Source organism: Microcoleus sp. N3A4 (assembly GCF_036701805.1).
Taxonomy (GTDB): Bacteria; Cyanobacteriota; Cyanobacteriia; order Cyanobacteriales; family Microcoleaceae; genus Microcoleus.
In genome coordinates, this window is sequence record NZ_JAUBRJ010000014.1 from 25,714 (window position 1) to 46,045 (window position 20,332).

Consider the following 20,332-nt stretch of genomic DNA (forward strand, 5'->3'; position numbering starts at 1 on the left):
AGGTGCGATCGACTTGTAGGGTGCGTCAGACGAAATTCTTGAGAGACGATCGAGGATTTTGGTTCCGGGGCACCTTACTAATAGTGCCAGCCGCGTAAGTCCTAATTGTATTAATTATCTCATCTATGCTAACCCGATCGCAAATTGGATTTTATCTCGAAGATATCGAAACTCCTATTGGCAGAACCGTCAATTTAACTCTTACCGGACTCATTCTCCTATCTTCCGCCAGCTTCATCGCCGAAACTTACCCGCTTTCGGAAGCTGTTAGAATCAATTTACAAACTCTCGATACCGTTCTTTTAATCATTTTTGCAGTTGAGTATTTATTGCGGCTGTGGTGTGCCGAAAATCGAGTTAAATTTATTTTTAGTTTTTTTTCAATCATTGATTTGCTGGCAATATTACCATTTTTACTGGGATTTGTCAACGTTAGTTTTATCCGCATTTTTCGCTGGTTTAGAATTCTCAGACTCATCCGCTTTCTGGAATTGAAAATTTCTATTTTCCGCATCAGCAGCGAAGATGGGGTGATTTTTGCTCGAATTTTGTTTACTTTGCTGGCAATAATTTTTGTTTATTCTGGTTTGATTTATCAAGTCGAACATCCGGCAAATTCCGAAAATTTTGGAACTTTTTTGGATGCTGTTTATTTCTCGGTTGTCACGATGACGACGGTGGGATTTGGCGATGTTACTCCGATTTCGGAATCCGGCCGTTTTCTGACTATTTTGATGATTTTGACGGGAATTGCTCTGATTCCTTGGCAATTGGGGGATTTGATTAAACAATTAGTTAAAAGTGCTAATCAAGTAGAAGCTGTTTGTAAAGGTTGCGGTTGGTCTGTACACGATGCTAATGCCAAATATTGTAAAATGTGCGGCACTCAATTAGATAATAGTTGACTGTTGACTGTTGACTGTTACAGCAGTTTTCTGGTAGGGAAACAGCATTGCCGTGTCCTGTACTTCATAAATCTGGAATAGGCTGTAACTTCTTCCCTCTTCCTTCTTCCTTCTTTAATAAAAATTACGCAATGGGCATCGTTAAACAAAGGTATGTAGTTGCGCTTCAGCGCTCTTTCCTTGGCTAAGGAATGAAAAATAAATAAGGTGACTAATAGAGAAATAGTTTAGCTTGGATCGAGGCTTCTGGGGTTTAATTGTGCAAGTTATTTATTTTTCATTCCTAAGAGCGCTGAAGCGCAACTACATACCTAAATTCAACTCCTATTTGTGACAGTTGGCCTTAGTCATATTTAAGCTAAGGGTAACAAAATTTCAAATTGGGTGCCGCTGCCTAACTCCGATCGCATTCTGAATGCACCGCCGTGTTTGCCCGTCACAATTTGATAGCTAACTGCTAAACAAAGGTATGTAGTTGCGCTTGGGCGCTCTTTCCTTGGCTAAGAGCGCTAAAGCGCAACTACATACCTAAATTCAACTCCTATTTGTGACAGTTGGCCTTAGTCATATTTAAGCTAAGGGTAGCAAAATTTCAAATTGGGTGCCGCTGCCTAATTCCGATCGCATTCTGAATGCACCGCCGTGTTTGCCCGTCACAATTTGATAGCTAACTGCTAAACTGGTTTCTTTAAGGGCGCGTTTTTCAGTAGAGAATGATTCTATGATTTTTTTGTACTTGCTAGGTGACATTCCTGGCCCGTTATCTGCGATGCAAATCGAAACCCAGCGAACGTGAAGTTTGTCTAAATCGGGTGCAGGTTCGGGACAGCAGACTTGAGTTGTGATTTCAATTTGAGGCTGGCGATCGAAGTCTCTGACTCCTCCACCTTTGAACTCTTTCGCCAATTCTTGACCGACTGCTTCGTTAATTAATGTATTAATAGCATTGGTCAAGATATTCATAAATACTTGGTTGAGTTGTCCTGCATAGCACGGCACTGGCGGCAGGTAGCCGTAGTTTTTTACTACTTGGATTTCCCTGGTCAAACGACTTTTGAGCAGCAAGAGTATGCTGTCTATGTTGGCGTGCAAGTCGGTCGGTTTGGGATAAATATCGTCGATGTGGCAGAAGTTTTGCAAACTGGTTGCCAACTTGCTCAAACGTTCGGCTCCCGATTTGATGCTGGCAACCGTTCGGAGGAAATCGTTTTGCAAAAAGTCATAGTCGATCTCTTCCTTGAGCCGTGCTATTTCCGGCGGGGGTTCGGTACAGTATGCGTCGTAAACTGAGAGCAACTCCATTAAGTTTTTGCTGTAGTCGCTTACGTAGGTTAAATTGCCCCAAATAAAGCCTACCGGATCTAAAATTTCGTGGGCTACTCCGTTGACTAAACGCCCTAAACTAGCCATTTTTTCGCTTTGAATCATTTGAGTTTGAGCTCTTTCGTAGCGGACTTGAGTTTCTATGCCGCGAATTTGCCAGTAGGCGATGTTTAGTGCGTGAGAGTCTAAGAGTCGGTAAGATTGGGAGTCTATTTGGACGACGATTGGTTCTGACTGCAATTCGGGCGATCGGCGCAGAGCTTGTGGGGCTGCTGCCAAAATGGTTGTACTCTCTGCGACTAATAATATTTCGACCCGAGCATAACTGTAGAGAACTTTCAGCGGCAGGTGCAAAAATAGCTCGGGGCCTTGGGGTTTGAGCAAATATTCCAGGAGTTGCCTGCGGGATATCATGCCAGCAAACTCTCCTGCTTCCACCAAGACGACTCCGGGCACTAGGGGATGCTGTTCAAACATTTCGGCAACTGCGATCGCCAAGCAGCTCGATTTAACCTGAAAGTCATACAGGGGCAAATCCCAGAGAGTAGACTCTAGGGAAAGGTCTTGATGGCTGCCTTCGGAAAGTGAAGGACTAAGGAGTTTGGAACTGAATTTATTTGCCACTGGAACTTTTAGTTGCCGAAACGCTTGAAAAGTGAAATGAGAACTTACTACTAAGCTAGCCTATGATTTCACTGCAGAAGCGAACCTGGAGATTTTTTTTGAGTCGATCATGTTTTGCGAACTATTGGCAGGAGAATTTCAAATTCGGTATTCTTGCCTGGTTGCGATCGCAGTGAAAGTTTGCCGCCGTGCTTTTCTGTGACGATTTGATGGCAGATAGCCAGCCCCATACCGGTGCCTTTGCCTGCTGGTTTAGTGGTAAAAAAGGTGTCAAATATCTGCTGGTGATTTTCTGGGGGAATGCCCGGCCCGTTATCGGCAATCCAAATTGCAGCCCGCGTGCCGTGTTCGGTTTCTATGACTTTGGTAGTAATTTCGATTTGGGGCTGCCAGTCGTCCAGGCACTCGGTCTGTATTTCTCGATCGGCTGCGTACTCTGTCAGGGCGTCTAGAGCGTTAACTAACAAATTCAAAAACACCTGACTCAACTGACCGGAGTAGCCGCTAACTAGCGGCAGTTCCCCGTAATTCTTTACCACTTCTATGTTATTTTTAAAGCGGTTTTTCAGAATTAACAGCGTCATCTCCACGCATTCGTGAATGTCTGTCTCTACTGCCTTTGTCTCGTCCATGTGAGAGAAGTGATGCAGCCCGTTAACTATTTTTAGCAATTGCGAGGCTCCCAACTCCATCCCTTCTAAGGTGATTGGCAAATCTTCTTGTAAAAAATCAAATTCAATTTCTTCTTTGAGGGCATCAATTCGGGCACACGGTTCCGAATATTCTTCTTCATAAACCGACATTAGCTGAAGCAAGTTTTCAAAATAGGAAAGCAGAAAAGTCAAATTTCCCCAAATACAGTTCAGCGGATTTCTAATTTCGTGGGCTACTTCGGCTACAATCCTCCCCAAACTCGCCATTTTTTCTGTTTGGATGAGTTTGGCTTGGGTTTGTTTGTGGAGCAACTTATTTGTTAATTGATGAATTCTTGATTGAGCGACCATTAATTGGTGTACGTCTAACAGTTTGTATATCTGGGGTGCTATTTCGACTACTACGGGTTCGTAAACTAATTCTGCTGACCTGTAAAGAGATTCCTGGGCGGCTTCTACTATTAATTTACTGCCTGGAACCACGAGCAGCTCTTGCTTGGAAAACCTGTACAATACCTCTATTGGTCGCTTGAAAAACATTTCTATTCCGTAGCGGCGGTTAATTTTTTCAAAAAATTGACGCCTGGATATTATGCCGACAAAATTACCCCGATCGGTCAAAATGACGCCGGGAAGCATGGAATGTCCTTCAAAAGCCTGGGCTACTTCTTTTGCCTGTTGAGTTAATTCAATTTGGCAGTTGTAGAGTGGCAGGTCTAGAAGAGTTGATTCTAAGGAGATGTTCCAAGTACAAATTTCAGGTATATGCAACACTGATAACTCCGAGCTAGTCTCACGCACAGCAAACATAGATGAAACCCCTGTTAAATGTTGTATTGATGGATAACTTAAGTTGCTATTAATTGGTAACGGGTAATTGGTAGGGGGTAGTTGCTAATTTGTAATTTTACAACAGCACCGGAGCAGAAAACCCGATCGCACTAGCATTGTCTGCTAAAGATTTTGTTTCTAAATCAATGTTAAACGATCGAAGCTTTTGTGGAACTTACGGATATCTGCTTTAAACTTTTTACCATGATATACCCTGCGATCGCTTGTTTGCCGAAAATTATTAAAATTGATCGGGGATTTTTGTGAGCTATTATACCATTTTTCCGGTGCTACTAGGGAATTGGAGAATATCTCGCGGATTATCGGTGAATATACGGGTATCCTTCGAGGGTTCGAGGGCCCGGATTAGCGATCGAGGAAGTGACTTGAGGCCCCAACGGTCATTCGATTTTAGATTTTAGATTTGAGATTTTGGATTGACCCCACGGATCGAGTCGGGGGCTTGAGGATTTTAGATTCCAGATGCTTTCGATTGATTCCACGGATCGATCGCGTGGCGGGTACCACCTTTGAAATTCGCTTGTCAAGACTGGGGCGGAGGCAAAAATCGGCAGATTGTACAGCAGAAGGAAGTTCGGCAACGGATGTAACCGATGTAACGGATGTAAGGCTTTAGTTATCGTCGCCAGAGAAGGAAGAAGCAATCTTTCGCAAGGGTTTGTGCAATTAAAGACCTCCTAACCGTCGGGTGCGGTTGCTATACCAGTAAAAAGAAATGCAACTTTAGGCAACTTCCCAACCTCGATGGTTGTCACTTTTTTGCAATCTGCAATCTGCAATCTCAAATCTCAAATCGTCTTAGGGTTCCACCTCCGGCCAGAGGCGTTCTAGCTGATACCGCCAAGCGGCGAGAGTCTGTTCGCGAGACTCTCGCCCGAGTTCCATTTCGCCCATCAATCCCTCTGCGTAGAAACGGTCTAAAGTCTGAAGGGTAGTTTCGACAGACTGTCCCTGCATCTTCGCAGCTTTGATGATTTGACGGATGCGGCTTTCTATCAAACCGCCGAAAAAGTCGGACAAACCTCGCTGTTGCAAAGCCAGCAGTCGGGCGACGGCGGCCGAGAAATCTGCGGCGGCAAGTGTGGCACAACTGTGCTGAAATACTCCCCACAAAACGTTTTGATGTATGGCGTAGCGAGTTTCGAGGGTGGTGTCAAAGTTAGCTTCTAGCAGTTTATCAAAAAATGGTTGAGCTTCTTGGGCATCGGCGATCGGCAGCAAAATCCGCAGCCAAGTGCCGTCTTCTGAAAGGAGGACTAACAGGCGAAATTTGGGGGTTTCTACTTGCCAAGAAGTGGCGGCAGGTGTCTCAACACTGTCACCAAATAAGTCTTTAAGGGTATTGCTAATTTCTTCGGGAGTCATAATGATTTTAGACTTTAGATTTTAGATTTTAGATTAGTCACCAGTCATTAGTCAGCAGTGCGATCTCAAATCTCAAATTGATTTATGGTAGCCAGCGGGGGTGATAGCCGGCAAAGGGAAGTTCTTCTGGCTGTACTTTTGCCGCGGGAGAACCGTCTGCGGGTATTTCTACTAAGGGTAGCAGCCAGAGGCGGCTGGTGGCGATCGACTGTCCGCTATCGTTGCGGGGGCTGTCTGCTGCTGAGGGATTTGCTGCTGTGACTGATTGGTCGAAAATTAATGCCAGCCCGTCGGGAGATAAACTGATTTGGGTATCTAATTGGTTGGGCAAAACCAGCAGCGGTTTGATGGTTCCTACCAAACGAGTGCCCTCTTTTTTGAGGTCGATGGTGGCGATGAAAGGCTGTTCTTTGTAGCTTTCTGTTTTGAGGCGTTGGGCTAACAAACAGTAGAGACGTTGGAATTCGTTGTCTTTGTCTTTGCGGGGGTCGAAATAAACGGCGATAATGCTGCCGGGAATCCGCAATATTTCTTGTTCTGCACCTTGGTTGTCTAATATGAAAAGCGATCGAGTAAAGTCGCTGTTGTATTTAACGTATGCGGCGGCGGAGTTGTCGCGGGCCATGCCCAATACTTGTTCGTATTTTGGCAAAAATTCTACTGGGTCTGCTTCCGGTTTGAGGGGGACGATCGCTAATCCTTGTTTTTGAGATATTACCATCGATTTGCTGTCGGGGCGAATCATAAAATCTCCGCCTTGTTCATTTTCCAAGCGTCGGGGCGGCTTTTTTTCTTCAATAATCCAAGAACTGAAATCGCCGGGATTGCTGCGGTTGACGCGCTGAATCACGATGATTTTTCCGTCGGCTGAGAGGTCGAATTTGAGATTTTGGTAATCTTTGGAGTCTAATAGTTTGTCGATTCTACCTGCTGGCTGTTTTTGTTGGGCTTCCGATCCGGGGGATTGGGGATTGATGCCGGTGGTGACTGTAAATAGTTCTTGATTTAGGGTGCCGCCACTACGGGCGATCGATCGATCTGTGGCTGAGAATAAAATGCGATCGCTGTCGGGATACGGTTTAAAATCGGTAACGACTAAATCTTTGGGAGTTAGGGGTATCGGTTTTGAGTCGCTGCTGGTGAGATTGACTAGCATTAATCTGCTTTCTGTTTCGCCTTGGACGCCGATGTAAGCAAAAGCTCGATCGCGGCTGCGAAAGGAACTGCTAAACGGTTGAATTGGCGTTCCTTTATTTTGGCTGTTTTCTCCGAAATACTTGTCGGTTGCTCCGGCGAGTTTTACTGTGTAGGTAACGCCGTAGGGTGCTGGATCTTTGAGGGTGTAAGCCATGCGCCTTCCAGCCCAACTAAATTTACCGGGGAGGGGGGGTTCTAGCTTTAAGTTTTCCTCGACGGTGGAGTGGTTCATCGGCCGAAAGAAGGTGAGGATAAAGCCGGTATCTTCGGCGCCGATTTGTTTGTTTTCCCAGGTAAATTCTCGCACTCTGGGTGCCGTGCGATCGCCGCTCAGCAGCAGCAGCCCCATTAATACACTCAGCACTAGCATGAGGGCGATCGCCGTGCGGTCGATCGGCTGTTTGAATGGCAGAATAGCGAAGGGTGAAGGATTAATTTTTTTGTTAAAAATACTCACAAATCTTTCTCTCCTATTTCTGCTGAAAATTAACTATAGCCGTTCTCAGAAAGATTCGCGGACGTAGTTGGGCTTGGGCCCTATACGTTTAAGTGGTTATATAATCTGTCAATCATACCTCATCTTTTTAAGAAAGGCTATACCAAATTTTCCCTCTTAAATTTTACAGTCCTAGATGCACTCCCGACTCTCAGAAACCCGTTTTTTTTACCAGGGAAAAGGGCTGCAATGCGTCTTTTCGTAAAAAACCCGGTTTCTGAAAGTTGTGGTGCGTCCAGGACTGAATTAAACTGACGATCTTAAATCGGTCGAGTTCGCGGCACTTCCAACAGCATCAACCGAGTGGAGATGTGAAATTTGAGATTTTACCTTTTAGGGTGCCTCAGAGCTAAAAATTGCTCGATCGAGAGAGGCTTTGAGGACAGTAGATCGCCCTACCATTGTGCCAGTTGCGTCCAGCACTGTTTGAGATTTGAGATTTTTAATCCAATCTAAAATCTCAAATCGCGAATTCTTTAATCGGTTGAGGGGTAACGCTAGCACTCTACCCATCCTACCAATAATCATGACGAATACTTAGCTGAGATACCTTTCACTAATCCTTGACAATGGGTATCTTGGAACTATTATTAACCGCTGACAGTGTATACGGCGATTCCGGTTCGGGGTATAGCTTAGAATATTTGCTATCGTAATGCCTGACCTCAAAATAATTTAGGTTTGACGGGTGAGGCTTATATATTGAGAAACATTCCAAAAGACAAAAAGTTGCTGCACTCTCTAAAAGCCCAACATTTACTACTTGATTTTTGAAGATGCGACCAGATTTTATCCACTCTTTCATCTGGTTTCTTGACAAACAGTAAAATGCTGAATGAGGATTGCTAAACTCAGCAAATTTTACACCTTCTATCTCTACACTAGATAGCTGATTCCACGATAGCTGCTGATCTATTGTCAAATCAATATATCTCTTGGTTCCTTCATACATTTCATAACGGTTTGGGTAAAGAATAGCATTTTTATACCCGCTTTGTCGGTTAAAATTTTCTAATTTTTCTAGAATAAAAGCATCGTACAAAACAATGTCATCTTCTATGAATAAAAACCAGTCAAATTTTTCTACTCTTTCGACAAATTCTTCCTGAAGTCTAAACTCTACCAACATGGGGTCGCATTCAGGGCCTTCTTGTATCTGAATGCACTTAATTTGATATTCAGGTAAATACGCTGTAACGTGCCTGTTCGGTAAAGTTTGGATCGCAACAGTCAGGTCGCAATGAGCAAAACTCGTCAACAGTCCATCTATTGTGTGCCTGAGTCTCTCTATTTTTTCTGTGGCTTTTTCTGGATTCTTAGATTCTTCAACGGATGTAATGTGTGCGACAGCCGCAAAGACTTTGGGGCGTTTTTTTTCGGGCTGTTCGTTTTCTTTGAATAAATCTATAATGCGATTTCTTTGATAAAAAAACATCAGCTTAGTATACCTCGTGGCAACTCGCGATATTTCTTGTAACAAAGCCATTTGTAAAAAGATAAAGTGGATTACTTTTCGTCTTGTCTTTGTTTCGTCTGACATATAGACAATCTCCTTTTTGTTTACTGAAAAAATGAATTGATTGGAATTAAATCCATCGGTGATATTTTATCGATTGGCAGGCCCAAACCAAAAGCGACTCTACACCAAAGTAGAGTTGCCAGCACCCCTACAAACAGTCCTGTCAATTGAATATCCTGCCAAAAACAAGTTAGTCCTTCTCGCCACAAACCGTAGTTAGTTACTGCATAGGTAGGAAGGTCGCCTAAAGCTACAGCAATTACAGCACCTAAATTACCTTTTAAGTGATATCCCAGCGGTATACCTATACATAGATTCACAAAAGTCAGCAGATTGCCTATAGCTGGGTACTGAGACTTTCCTACGGCTAACAGACAAGAACCCATCATATTGTGGAGGGTGGTGTGCCAGACACCTAAAGCCAAGATTGGCATCATCCAAGATGCCGCCGCATACTCTTTCCGATACAGTGTTAAGATTAACTGATCTCCGAAGCTCACAAAAATTGCTAAACCTACGGCTAACGGTATTAGAATTAGCTTGCGATTGTTGAGTATCTTCGCGCGCAACTCCTGTCGCGGCAACTCTGCCAGCATAGAAATCGAGGGAAAAATCACCCTGCCGCTAATGGCGATGATGACTTGCCGCGGCATATCGCCGAGAGTAAAAGCGATGCCGTAAATGCCCAACATTGTTAAAGTAAATATTTTCCCGAGGATGAGTCGATCGGCTTGAGAACACAAGAAAAACAAAGCCGTAGACACAAAGATCCATTTCCCATAAGCAAATATTTCTTTAGCTGCTTCTTTATCCCAAGCAAATCGGTTTGACTTGCCGCGAATCAAAAAATGGCTCCATACTAACTCCATTAAAGCAGCAGAAAAGCCGCCGGCGATGATGGCCCAGATGCTGCGATCGAACCAGGCCCAGACAATCATCACTGTAGTAGAAACAATCTGTATGCCCAACTCAAAAATTACTACTCTCTTGATTGCCATCTGCCGGTTGAGGCTGGATGTAGCAGTCGAGTTGAACCCTCCAATTAGGGAATTTATACCTATTACTGGAATCAACCACTGGAGACGGGGATCTCCATAAAAATTAGCAACTGGGTGGGTAATTACAATCAAACAAATCCAAATGAAAAAGCTGCGAATAACTTGCAGTGTCCAAGCGGTATTGAGAAATTGAGGATCTTCGCCGCGCTTATTTTGGATGATGCTTGGGCCTAGACCGATGTCTGAGAATAAGTTGATGCCTGTGATAAAAACGTAGGCTAGACCTACTAGACCAAATAATTCAGGCAAAAGCAGGCGCGTCAGGATTAGGTTGCTGGCAAATCGGATAATTTGACTGCTTCCATAGCTGGCGATCGTCCAGATAGCACCTTTGATCGCTAATTTTTTTTCGGATGACATATACTCAGAATTTATTTCCTAATTACGAGTGTAGTGGCTGAATTTGCTATTGGCAACTGCTACAGGATGCTGCTGCCACTTTTATAGCTGACTGTACAGTATCTTAATTTGTATGCGGAGGACGGGTATTGAGTGTCCATGTCGCAATAAATGTAAAATTCAATCTCATACTTACTCCATACCTAATAATCATAAGGGTTTTTTGGTTCGGGGATTGGTTGGAGTGAGGATGCTTGAATGATTAATTTGCGCTTGCCTTGCAGTTCTTCTACGATCGTTTCTCCTTCTATTTCTAGCCAACTGTCTGGGGCAAAGGCGGTGCGGCTTTGACCTATCCGTAATTTTACCGGCAACCCGATTGGATAGGCGTCCGCCGCGCAGCAGGTAATGACAAAACGCCCGATCCACAGATATTGTTCTGTGATGTTGGGGGGGTGAATTACAAATCCTTGAACTTTGATTTTTTGACCTCTGTATATATCGGGTTCGGGATTGAAATTTAACAGCCGCACCCATTCAACGAGCGATCGCTTTTCTGGTTTTGTATTATTGCGAAATTCTTGGGGTTGCAGTCTGGTGATTGGCAGGGATTCGGTGAGGCCTCGTTCTAATGCTGTCTGGCTGGTAAATGTGCGTGGCGTTGTGACTAAACCGATTAATGCGACGCTCAACATTAAGGTGCTGCCGATACTGGGGGGAAACAAAGTAACGTGTTCAACTTCTGTGATTCTGGGAGAGTTATTTGCTGGTGATGTCCGCGATTGCTTTGCGGTGCGATCGAGTTTTAAGAGTTCCCAAGTTTTTAACCCGCCAATAACCATTAAGCCGATTCCTCCCGCTAGAGTCAAGCCAAAGTAATTGGGGTGAATGAGAATGCTTAATTTGCCGGTGATCCAATATTTTAGGAGCAATATTCCCCACGCTAAGATAGCTAGGGCGTCCAGCCAGAGGCTAATTTTTTTAAGCTTCATTTTGTAAGAGTCATTGGGAATGGGGAATCGGGAATTGGGAATTGGGAATTGGGAATCGGGAATTGGGAATTGGGAATCGGGAATTGGGAATTGGGAATCTCTCGTTAGTTGTCCGTCATGGCTAATTTATTAACCTAAATGCAAGTTGACAGCGAGGGTCATTAAAAAGGTTAACTGAGCTGCCAAGACAATTAAGTAAACTACGGCTCGACCTTTAAAAATTGACAGCATTAAACCGATCCCCTTGAGGTCAATCATCGGCCCGAAAACGAGAAATGCTAACAGCGAACCGCTGGTAAATGTGGAAGCAAAAGAAAGTGCAAAAAAGGCATCTACTGTAGAACAAATCGATACGACTGCGGCTAATAGCAGCATGGCGAGAATCGAGGAAACGGGGCCTTGGCCGAGGTTGAGAATTAGTTCGCGGGGTGCGCCAACTTGAATGATGGCTGCGATCGCACTTCCGATTACCAACACTCCTCCCAATTCGCGCAACTCCTGTACCATAGTGTTTAAAAGCAGGCGCAGACGCTCTTTAGAAACGCGGTGGAACATCGAGGAACGTTTCGAGGTTTTTTCTGTTTTGCCTGTTTGTAAAGGCTTCCAGTCGTCTTGTAGCAAAGATTCGATCGGCACCGCCCCCCCCGGCTGACCGAGCATAAATGTCCCGGACTGCAACAGCAGCGAAGTGTTGGCTTGGACGAGCTCTTTTTCGGAAAACTCTGGTTTTGGCAGGGGGATGGCGCGGGCTACAGAGGGGTGTAGCAGGGGCCGCAAGTCTGTTTGGGCGCTGAACACCCAGCCGATAATTGTGGCTGTGATTAGGGAAAATACCACCCGCAAAACTACAATTTCTGGCTGATCGCGAAATGCCGTCCAAGTCGCCCAAATTACGATGGGGTTGATGGTGGGGGCCGCGAGCAAAAAGCCGATCGCGGCTGGTGCGGGCACTCCCTGCATCAGCAACCTGCGGGCTACGGGCACGTTACCGCACTCGCACACGGGAAACAAAAAGCCGATCGAACTGCCCATCAAAGCCCCCAGCAGCGGGTTTCGCGGGATGCGGGATACGAGTTTGCGTTCGTCTACAAAGCCCAGCAGCAAACCTGAGAATAAAACTCCGAGCAGCAGAAAAGGTATTGCCTCTACTAACAAGCTGAGAAAAAGGGTAAAAGCATTGTTTAACTGATTTGTTAAGCCCGGTTGCATCGATCACCTACTGGTAGATTGCTATTTAGTTATACGTCTTTGGTAGAACTCCTTGTAGATCATACCAAAGCATAGCACTAAGTTAAGATCCAGTTAATTTTTTTTGCCTTTTTTTGCTGGAATTTGTAGACCTTCTAATTTAATCTATGCTGATGCCTTGAATGATTTGGACTCGTTAAACTTGTTTAAATTTGAATAAAATTTTATTCATATCCGCCTCGTACAGCCAATCAATAATTGCATCGGCAAAGCGCCGCCGATTTGATGGATCTTTCGGTCAACAATGGTTGATTGTCGAACAACTGCCAGGGCAGATTTGGCAGATTGCGGGCGAGGCTAACTGTTTTATAGAACGATCGCTATAAAATTGGTTTGTAGTGAGAACTTTAGTCTTCGCTACAAATCTATAGGGGACGCACTGGCGGGCGTGCCGCGGGCTGAGGGTTACGAGGGGTTGCTAGTAGCGGATCGGAGAGATGGGGTGACACAGCCTCAAATGCTGTAGCAGGGGCGAGGGCCCGACGCCATCGCCCTTAGCGAGTTCAAATTCAGGGACGCGATCGCCCGAATTTGTGATTTTAACTTATCTCCTGACGGAGTGGATCGCGTGGGCGATCGGGCAATTGCGATTTTCTTCTATTGTCAATCAATTATATTTCTCAGTACAAAAATTTATTAACAAAAGGTTAAGACGATAACTTAAGGTTAATGAATAGTTAAATAGTCTAGCCAAGCGTTAATACTCCTCAAGTCAGTATAAAATAAAGTCATGTATAATTACCAGGGCGCATTTATTTCGGTAATACTCAATCTTGCCTAATACTTTTAGTGGTAAAATCCCATTTACGACAGTCAGTTTTTTGTGTAATTTAAAATGCAGTTTGCTAGGCGAATGCCGATCGAAGCACTCAGCAACTCACCTGCTGACCTTTGGTAGCTGAATGTCTGCTGGCAAATAGAACCCCAAAAAAGCGTGCTGATGAATTTATGTTGAATACCTCCTGCGTAGAAAGACCAGTCCAACCCATCTCCGATGGTGACCTAGGAGAACTGTGTTTAGATTCTACTCTCCAAGAATTGTCTCTTTACGATTTTCAGGTAGAAGCTACGGATTGGGGAATGCGAATTTCTCAGATGTTAGAAGCTAATCCGCTGTTACCGGGAGTCATTGTGACCCATCGAGGTGAATTTGGCGGTATGATTTCCCGGCGGAGATTTTTAGAATTTATCAGCCGTCCTTTTGGGCGAGAATTATTTTTAAAGCGACCTGTGAGGGCTTTGTACCGCTTTGCCGAAACTGAGAATTTAATTTTTCCCAGCAATACTTTAATCGTGGATGCAGCGAGGAAGTCGCTGTTGCGATCGAAAGAACTGCTTTACGAACCGATTGTAGTTCAAGTGTCGCCTCAAACTTATAGTTTGCTAGACGTGCACGAACTTTTAGTAGCCCAATCCAACATTCACGAACTAGCGACAAAATTGCTGAGGCAGCAAACTCAATCTCAACTAATTCAAACCGAAAAACTAGCCAGTTTGGGGCAGATGGTAGCTGGAGTCGCCCACGAAATTAGAAATCCCGTCACCTGCATCAGGGGAAATATCGGCTTTTTGTCCAACTACTCGAAAGACATCATGGATTTGCTGTCTGCTTACGAACACATTGTCGGTGACAGCGAAAAAATTGACGGATTCAAAAAAAACATAGACTTCGATTTTTTGCAAAAAGATTGGGTGGAAATTCTCAAAAGTATGAAAGTTTCATCCGAGAGGCTGACCGAACTCGTCACCAGCTTGCACACTTTTTCTCACATGGACGAAGCCCGCTTGAAACAAGCTAACATCCACGAATGTATTGACAGTACGCTGCTAATTATGAAAAACCGTCTCAAGTACGGGATTGAAGTAGTTAAAAGCTATGGTGATTTGCCTTTATTCAAGTGTTACTCGGGTCAGTTGAGCCAGGTATTTATGAATATCATCAGCAATGCGATCGACGCTTTGGAAGAGGTAAAAGGAGAAAATGGTTTTGTGCCTGCGATTACTATTGAAACCGAGGTAATAGACAGTTCTGACGGAGACTGCGTGAATTCGGAATTAATTCAAAATTATGTTACGGGCGATCGACAAAATTCAAAACAGCTATCCTCCGCCAGCCAAAACTGCGATTTCAGCCCAGAAGCAAGCGGAAAAAATCCAAATAACGCTTGGATAGCCATCAGAATTTCCGATAACGGGCCGGGAATTCCACCAGAAATTCAGCGGCGGATTTTTGAGACATTTTTCACCACTAAACCGGCGGGCAAAGGTACTGGTTTGGGGTTGGCAATTACCCATCAAATTGTTACGCAAAAGCATAAAGGCAAGTTAAATTTGCATTCTACGCCGGGTACGGGTACTGAATTTGAAATTTTGTTGCCATTGATTTGAAGGAATAAGTCAGTTGTTATTAATTATTGATAATTGGTAATTGGTTATTTGTTACCAATTACCAATGACTAACGACTAATGACTACTGACTAATGACTAATGACTCTTTTTAAGCTCTTAGCTGAACTGGCATCACCAAGAATGTAGCATTGACTCCACCCAAAGGCTGGAAAATTACGGGGGCTAAAGCACCGTTTAATTGCAGTTGAATTTCGGGAGACTGGGCCGTTTTCAAAATGTCAATTAGGTATTTTACGTTGAAAGCAATATCTATGCTGTCTCCCGAAATCTGTGCCGGCATTGACTCTTTGCCGCAGCCGACATCTTTAGCATCTACAGACAAAGTGATTTCCTGATTCTCCTCGTCGATGCTGCATTTGAGAATATTATTTTTTTGGTCGGCAAAAACGGCAATTCTTTCTACTGCTGCTAAAAGCGATCGCCTTTCTAAGGTAATTTGCCGCTCAAAGGAGGGCGGAATCAACTGCCGGTATGCGGGATATTGCCCTTCCAAGGTGCGAGTTGTCAGCCGCTGGTCGGCCCATTCAAAAACTACTTGACCTTGTTCAAAATGCAGGGTAACAGGTTCAGTCCACTGCCGCATTACCAGCATTCTTTCTACTTCCCGCAATGCTTTAGCGGGGACTGTCACCTCAAATTCTTCTTGGGTTTCTTCGCCTTCAGCTTTTTCATTTGCAGTTTGAACTACTGCCAATCTGTGGCCGTCTGTAGCTGCAAATTCCAGGCAATCTTGCAATACCTTTAAATGCACGCCTGCAAGTACCTGTTTTGCCTCGTCGGGGCTAGTAGCAAATAAAGTTCCTTTGAGTCCTTCTATCAAGGCTTCGGGTGGCAATTTGAGGATTGTTCCGGCTTCGATTGCGGGCAATTCTGGGAATTCTTCTGGGCCCATGCCTCTAACTTGGTAGCTGCCAGAAGTGCAAGTGAGATAGGCTACAGTGTCCCCCGCTTCGTCTTCTAAAGTAATCTCTCCATCTGGGAGTCTCGAAACAATATCGTTGAGCAATTTAGCGGGTATGGTAAAACTGCCGCCGCCAGTCACTTCTGCTGCGAAGCTGGTACGAATGCCCAAACTGAGATCGAAAGCTGTCAAGCTAACCCGCTGATTTTCCTCATCCGCTACTAAGAGCACGTTGGCGAGTACCGGATGTGTCGGGCGGGAGGGAACGGCCCGACTCACCAACGAGAGGTTGGCGTTGAGGTCACTTTGGGTGCAAACCAATTTCATGGTAGGAAGGTTAATTAACCGGATTTGAAACAGAAACAAATCGTATCACAGAAAGCCGGCGGGTCTGTTTTTCTCTGTCAGGGCCCAAGCATGGGGCTAGAAACCGGGTTTCTGAAGTCAGCGCGCGTCGCGAACTATCTGTATCGGGTGAGTAGCGATCGCCAGTTTTTTTTAATTTATTGAATTATTTTTGTGCCGATCGCCCTGTGGAAACTGTGGAAAAAAAAGCTAACTGCTTGCTGGGCATAATTTGTAGCAAAGGATTACCTGTGGAAAACTTGTGGGAAAGCTGGTGCGGTCGATCGCCCGTCGGTTTGGGTGCAAAAACTGTTTCGGGCGATCGAGTAAAGTTTTCCACAAACGGAAGGCAACTTTTCCACAGGTTTTTCCACAGGCAATATCGAATCCGGTGGCATCGAAAGTGTGGGTTTGTTTACGCTCACTATTCTGCACCGGTGCGTCGCTCAAAGATTGTGGATACTATTTAAGATTTAAGGGTGGCGACGCACCCTACGATACTGACTGACAACTGACAACTGACAACTGACAACTGACAACTGACAACCGACAACTGACTTGTTCTCAAGTTTTGCGGCTGACAGCATTAATTCGATCGCTCAACTGACGCAAAGTTTGAGCCAAATTCGGGTCAGTGTTCCGCAACTGAGCAATTTTGTCGCAACTGTAAAGCACAGTTGTGTGATCTTTGCCGCCGAACACTTCGCCAACTTTCGGCAAACTCAAACCAGTATGCTGTCGAATTAAATACATCCCTATTTGACGGGCGAGACTAATTTCTCGCCGGCGGGAAATGCCTTTCAAATCTTCAACAGAAACATCAAACGCCTCGGCCACAACTGCAATTACTGCATCGGGAGTCGCCTCTACGCTTTCAGTTTGCGGATTCAAAACCGGGGCGATATTCTCCACAGTCATCGGCAAACCAGTAATTGAAAGATAAGCTACCGCCCGAATCAAAGCTCCTTCTAATTCCCGAACGTTGGAAGTGTAACTAGAAGCAATGTATTCAATCACATCTCGCGGCAGCCGCATATTTTCATACTCGGCTTTTTTCTGCAAAATTGCCATCCGAGTTTCCAAGTCTGGCAATTGAATGTCGGCAATTAATCCCATCGAAAACCTGGAACACAAACGCTCTTGCAGGCGGGGGATTTGCTGCGGCGGGCGATCGGAAGCTAAAACTACTTGGTTGCCGGATTCGTGCAAAGTATTAAAAGTGTGGAAAAATTCTTCTTGAGTGTATTCTTTGCCTTCAATAAATTGGATATCATCTATTAATAAAACATCTGCTGCCCGATAATGGTCGCGGAAAGTTTGCATACTGTCTTTCCTAATTGCGGCGATTAAATCGTTAGTAAATTTCTCAGTAGAAACGTAGAAAATCTTGGCGTTGGGGTCAATTTCCAAGCGGTAATGACCGATCGCCTGCATCAAATGAGTTTTGCCCAAACCGACGCCGCCGCACAAAAATAGGGGATTGAATTCCCGGCCCGGAGACTCGGCTACCGCGAGGGAGGCCGCGTGAGCCATGCGATTGTTAGAACCGACGACAAAGCGGGAAAATAAGTATTTCGGGTTTAAATTAGCGGGTTTGGGGGGGTGAAGCGAGTGGCTTTCGACATCGGCAATGGGGTACGGCCAAATCATGGCGGAGTCGCTGCTGCCACCTGTTTCGTTTCCCCCGGCAATTGTCAAGTAAATGTCTACGGGATAGCCCAGAATTTCTTCGACTGCATCGGTAATGGTTTTGACGTAATATTTTTGCAACCAATTGCGAGCAAAGGGGTTGGGGGCGCTGACGATCAAACAGTTATTTTCGAGTTGTTCGGCGCGGGCAGTTTTGATCCACGTCTCAAAGCTAGGTCTGCTAAGTTGTACCTGGAGACGTTCAAGTATCTGATTCCACAGACTTTCGAGGGGAATGTCCACTGCTCACCTCTGCCGATCGGCATTCAAGATATTAAGTTTATAGTCTAGAGAGTTTAGTCGTCAGATGCTAAAGTTTAAGGGAGTCTGCCGTAGCTTGCGGGGCGGGACGCCATCGCCCAAAAATTTTGCGGCACCATCGGCCCAAACCAGGTATCGGGGAGTTGCTCGGCAAATATTTAGATTGGGCAGGAAAGCCTTAAAACGTCGCCATGAAGAGTTCTACTGGCAAATTTTGGAAGCAACCGGCAATTTACATATTGCTGCTGGTAACGGGAGCCGGGGCAGCCTTGTTGGGCGATCGTCTGACGGTTTCTCAATTTCGTGCAAATTCTGGCGACTCGGGGCAAAGGGCGCTGGAACCGAAATTGCAACTGCCTCCCAGTACAAAGGATCGAGCTAGCAAAGCCTTGCCGCCTGCTGACTTGTCGGGCGACGGGGCGTCGGTGAATTTTATTGTGGCTGCGGTGGCAAAAGTTGGCCCGGCAGTGGTTCGGATCGATGCTTCGCGCCGGGTGAAACCGGGAAATGGAGGGCTGTCGCCGGAAGATTTTTTTGGCATAGAACCGAATTCGGGCGGCCGGGGCGGGATCGAACGGGGCACTGGTTCGGGTTTTGTCATCGGTGCCGACGGCGTGATTCTCACTAACGCTCACGTTGTAGAGGGAGCCGATACGGTAAGTGTAACTCTCAAGGACGGCCGCAGCTTTCAGGGGCAGGTGTTGGGGGCGGATAAGGTGACGGATGTTGCTGTGGTGAAGATTGAGGCGAATAATTTGCCTGTGGTGCCGATCGGCAATTCGGATAAGCTGTTGTCTGGGGAATGGGCGATCGCGATCGGCAATCCTTTGGGTTTGGACAATTCGGTAACTGCGGGGATTATTAGCGCTACGGGGCGATCGAGCTCTGATGTGGGCGTACCCGACAAGCGGATCGGTTTTATTCAAACAGACGCTGCAATTAATCCGGGGAATTCGGGCGGCCCGCTGCTGAATGCTTCGGGCCAAGTTATTGGCATGAATACGGCGATTATTCAAGGTGCTCAAGGATTGGGGTTTGCGATTCCGATTCAGGCAGCGCAACAGGTGGCGAAGGAACTGATTTCGACGGGAAAAGTCGAACACGCTTATTTAGGCATTGAAATGGCGACGCTGACTCCAGAGGTTAAGGAGCAAATTAACAGCAATGCTAACAGCAGTCTGCGAGTTGCAGTCGATCGGGGTGTGGCTATTGTGAGCGTTGTTCCTAATTCTCCCGCTGCGGCGGCAGGTTTGCGGGCTGGAGATGTGATTCAAAAGATTAATAATCAGCCGATTATTCAGTCGGAAGCTGTTCAGGATTTCGTGCAAAATGCTAAGGTTGGCGGGCTGTTGCAAATGGAGATTAATCGCAACGGGCAAATAGTTAATTTGACTGTAAAACCGGGGAGTTTGCCAGTTCAAAAAGTTGGATAATCAGTTGAATGTTTACTGTTGTTAGTAGTTAGTAGGTTGGGTTGAGGAACGAAACCCAACTCTCAAAACAAAAAGAAACGAAACCAGGAAGTATGCCGGTGCAAAAAGTTCGAGAAATTGACAGTTGACGCTTGACAGTTGACTTTTAATGTAGTTATTATGTTGGGTTTCGTTCCTCAACCCAACCTACAAAACTTTTACGAAGAACAAATAACCAATAACTATGCCAGAAATATTACAAATCTCACAATTAGGAAATCCTGTACTGCGCCGCCCGTCGCAAGTTGTCGAGAATATTCAGGACGATCGCATTCAGCAGTTGATTGACAGCTTAATCTGTACAGTACAGCAGGCAAACGGAGTGGGGATTGCCGCCCCTCAAGCGGCTCAGTCCGATCGCCTGTTCATCGTCGCATCCCGTCCCAACCTGCGGTATCCCCAAGCGCCGAACATGGAGCCCACAGCGATGATTAATCCCCGGATTGTGGCTGCGTCAACAGAGACAGTCAAAGACTGGGAAGGCTGTTTGAGTATTCCGGGGATTCGGGGATTGGTGCCGAGAAGTAGGGCGATCGAGATAGAATACACCAGTAGAGACGGCAAACTCCACCGACAAGAATTGACAGACTTTGTGGCCCGAATTTTTCAACACGAGCACGACCATTTAGATGGAATCGTGTTTTTAGACAGAGTGGAAAGCACCCACGAACTGATGACTGAGGA

At 45.5% G+C, this 20,332-nt stretch carries 17 protein-coding genes; 5 read left to right on the plus strand and 12 right to left on the minus strand.

Features of this window, described 5'->3' with window-relative positions; translation table 11 throughout:
* The first annotated feature begins 125 nt into the window (after positions 1-125).
* On the plus strand, positions 126-905 hold the full coding sequence (locus QUA56_RS10635; RefSeq protein WP_333356894.1) for an ion transporter: 780 nt from the start codon (positions 126-128) through the stop codon (positions 903-905).
* A 570-nt stretch (positions 906-1,475) separates the two neighbouring features.
* Here QUA56_RS10635 and QUA56_RS10640 read toward each other — a convergent pair.
* From QUA56_RS10640 to QUA56_RS10680, 9 genes are all read right to left on the minus strand, one after another.
* On the minus strand, positions 1,476-2,852 hold the full coding sequence (locus tag QUA56_RS10640; RefSeq protein ID WP_333356896.1) for an ATP-binding protein: 1,377 nt from the start codon (positions 2,850-2,852) through the stop codon (positions 1,476-1,478).
* Positions 2,853-2,959: 107 nt separating this feature from the next.
* Positions 2,960-4,315: an ATP-binding protein gene (locus QUA56_RS10645; RefSeq protein WP_333356899.1), complete on the minus strand. Its 1,356-nt coding sequence runs from the start codon at positions 4,313-4,315 to the stop codon at positions 2,960-2,962.
* A gap of 840 nt (positions 4,316-5,155) precedes the next feature.
* Complete coding sequence (locus tag QUA56_RS10650; protein ID WP_333356902.1) at positions 5,156-5,722, minus strand: hypothetical protein; 567 nt, start codon at positions 5,720-5,722, stop codon at positions 5,156-5,158.
* A gap of 82 nt (positions 5,723-5,804) precedes the next feature.
* On the minus strand, positions 5,805-7,376 hold the full coding sequence (locus QUA56_RS10655) for a hypothetical protein (RefSeq protein ID WP_333356905.1): 1,572 nt from the start codon (positions 7,374-7,376) through the stop codon (positions 5,805-5,807).
* Between the two features lie 372 nt (positions 7,377-7,748).
* On the minus strand, positions 7,749-7,943 hold the full coding sequence (locus QUA56_RS10660; protein ID WP_333356908.1) for a hypothetical protein: 195 nt from the start codon (positions 7,941-7,943) through the stop codon (positions 7,749-7,751).
* A gap of 28 nt (positions 7,944-7,971) precedes the next feature.
* Positions 7,972-8,955, minus strand: coding sequence for a hypothetical protein (locus QUA56_RS10665; protein WP_333356912.1), 984 nt, complete (start codon positions 8,953-8,955; stop codon positions 7,972-7,974).
* Between the two features lie 20 nt (positions 8,956-8,975).
* On the minus strand, positions 8,976-10,352 hold the full coding sequence (locus tag QUA56_RS10670) for an oligosaccharide flippase family protein (protein ID WP_333356914.1): 1,377 nt from the start codon (positions 10,350-10,352) through the stop codon (positions 8,976-8,978).
* 182 nt (positions 10,353-10,534) lie between these two features.
* Positions 10,535-11,323, minus strand: coding sequence for a TIGR03943 family putative permease subunit (locus QUA56_RS10675; protein ID WP_333356917.1), 789 nt, complete (start codon positions 11,321-11,323; stop codon positions 10,535-10,537).
* A 129-nt stretch (positions 11,324-11,452) separates the two neighbouring features.
* Positions 11,453-12,532, minus strand: coding sequence for a permease (locus QUA56_RS10680; RefSeq protein WP_333356920.1), 1,080 nt, complete (start codon positions 12,530-12,532; stop codon positions 11,453-11,455).
* 191 nt (positions 12,533-12,723) lie between these two features.
* Between QUA56_RS10680 and QUA56_RS10685 the strand changes: the two genes are divergently transcribed.
* Positions 12,724-12,897 carry a hypothetical protein gene (locus QUA56_RS10685; protein ID WP_333356924.1) on the plus strand — a complete coding sequence of 58 codons (174 nt, stop codon included), beginning with the start codon at positions 12,724-12,726 and terminating at the stop codon, positions 12,895-12,897.
* A gap of 622 nt (positions 12,898-13,519) precedes the next feature.
* On the plus strand, positions 13,520-14,959 hold the full coding sequence (locus QUA56_RS10690) for an ATP-binding protein (protein ID WP_333356926.1): 1,440 nt from the start codon (positions 13,520-13,522) through the stop codon (positions 14,957-14,959).
* Positions 14,960-15,068: 109 nt separating this feature from the next.
* Here QUA56_RS10690 and dnaN read toward each other — a convergent pair whose 3' ends face one another.
* The 3 genes from dnaN to dnaA form a co-directional block, all read right to left on the minus strand.
* Positions 15,069-16,208, minus strand: a complete 1,140-nt coding sequence (gene dnaN, locus QUA56_RS10695; protein WP_333356929.1) for a DNA polymerase III subunit beta — start codon at positions 16,206-16,208, stop codon at positions 15,069-15,071.
* A 184-nt stretch (positions 16,209-16,392) separates the two neighbouring features.
* Entirely contained in the window at positions 16,393-16,566 is a 174-nt protein-coding gene (locus tag QUA56_RS10700) for a hypothetical protein (RefSeq protein WP_333356932.1), read from the minus strand.
* Between the two features lie 224 nt (positions 16,567-16,790).
* A complete protein-coding gene (gene dnaA, locus QUA56_RS10705) occupies positions 16,791-18,158 on the minus strand; it encodes a chromosomal replication initiator protein DnaA (protein ID WP_333356935.1) in 1,368 nt (455 codons plus the stop codon).
* Between the two features lie 209 nt (positions 18,159-18,367).
* Here dnaA and QUA56_RS10710 point away from each other — a divergent pair, with 209 nt between their 5' ends.
* Complete coding sequence (locus QUA56_RS10710) at positions 18,368-19,609, plus strand: HhoA/HhoB/HtrA family serine endopeptidase (RefSeq protein ID WP_333356937.1); 1,242 nt, start codon at positions 18,368-18,370, stop codon at positions 19,607-19,609.
* A 223-nt stretch (positions 19,610-19,832) separates the two neighbouring features.
* A partial coding sequence (gene def / locus QUA56_RS10715; RefSeq protein ID WP_333356940.1) for a peptide deformylase occupies positions 19,833-20,332 on the plus strand: 500 nt, incomplete at its 3' end.

Bases quoted from the DNA above. Each gene is read 5' to 3' on its own strand.
- QUA56_RS10635 (WP_333356894.1), top strand. From the start codon at position 126: ATGCTAACCCGATCGCAAATTGGATTTTATCTCGAAGATATCGAAACT.
- QUA56_RS10645 (WP_333356899.1), bottom strand. From the start codon at position 4,315: ATGTTTGCTGTGCGTGAGACTAGCTCGGAGTTATCAGTGTTGCATATA.
- QUA56_RS10650 (WP_333356902.1), bottom strand. From the start codon at position 5,722: ATGACTCCCGAAGAAATTAGCAATACCCTTAAAGACTTATTTGGTGAC.
- QUA56_RS10660 (WP_333356908.1), bottom strand. From the start codon at position 7,943: ATGATTATTGGTAGGATGGGTAGAGTGCTAGCGTTACCCCTCAACCGA.
- QUA56_RS10665 (WP_333356912.1), bottom strand. From the start codon at position 8,955: ATGTCAGACGAAACAAAGACAAGACGAAAAGTAATCCACTTTATCTTT.
- QUA56_RS10670 (WP_333356914.1), bottom strand. From the start codon at position 10,352: ATGTCATCCGAAAAAAAATTAGCGATCAAAGGTGCTATCTGGACGATC.
- QUA56_RS10675 (WP_333356917.1), bottom strand. From the start codon at position 11,323: ATGAAGCTTAAAAAAATTAGCCTCTGGCTGGACGCCCTAGCTATCTTA.
- QUA56_RS10680 (WP_333356920.1), bottom strand. From the start codon at position 12,532: ATGCAACCGGGCTTAACAAATCAGTTAAACAATGCTTTTACCCTTTTT.
- QUA56_RS10690 (WP_333356926.1), top strand. From the start codon at position 13,520: ATGTTGAATACCTCCTGCGTAGAAAGACCAGTCCAACCCATCTCCGAT.
- dnaN (WP_333356929.1), bottom strand. From the start codon at position 16,208: ATGAAATTGGTTTGCACCCAAAGTGACCTCAACGCCAACCTCTCGTTG.
- QUA56_RS10710 (WP_333356937.1), top strand. From the start codon at position 18,368: ATGAAGAGTTCTACTGGCAAATTTTGGAAGCAACCGGCAATTTACATA.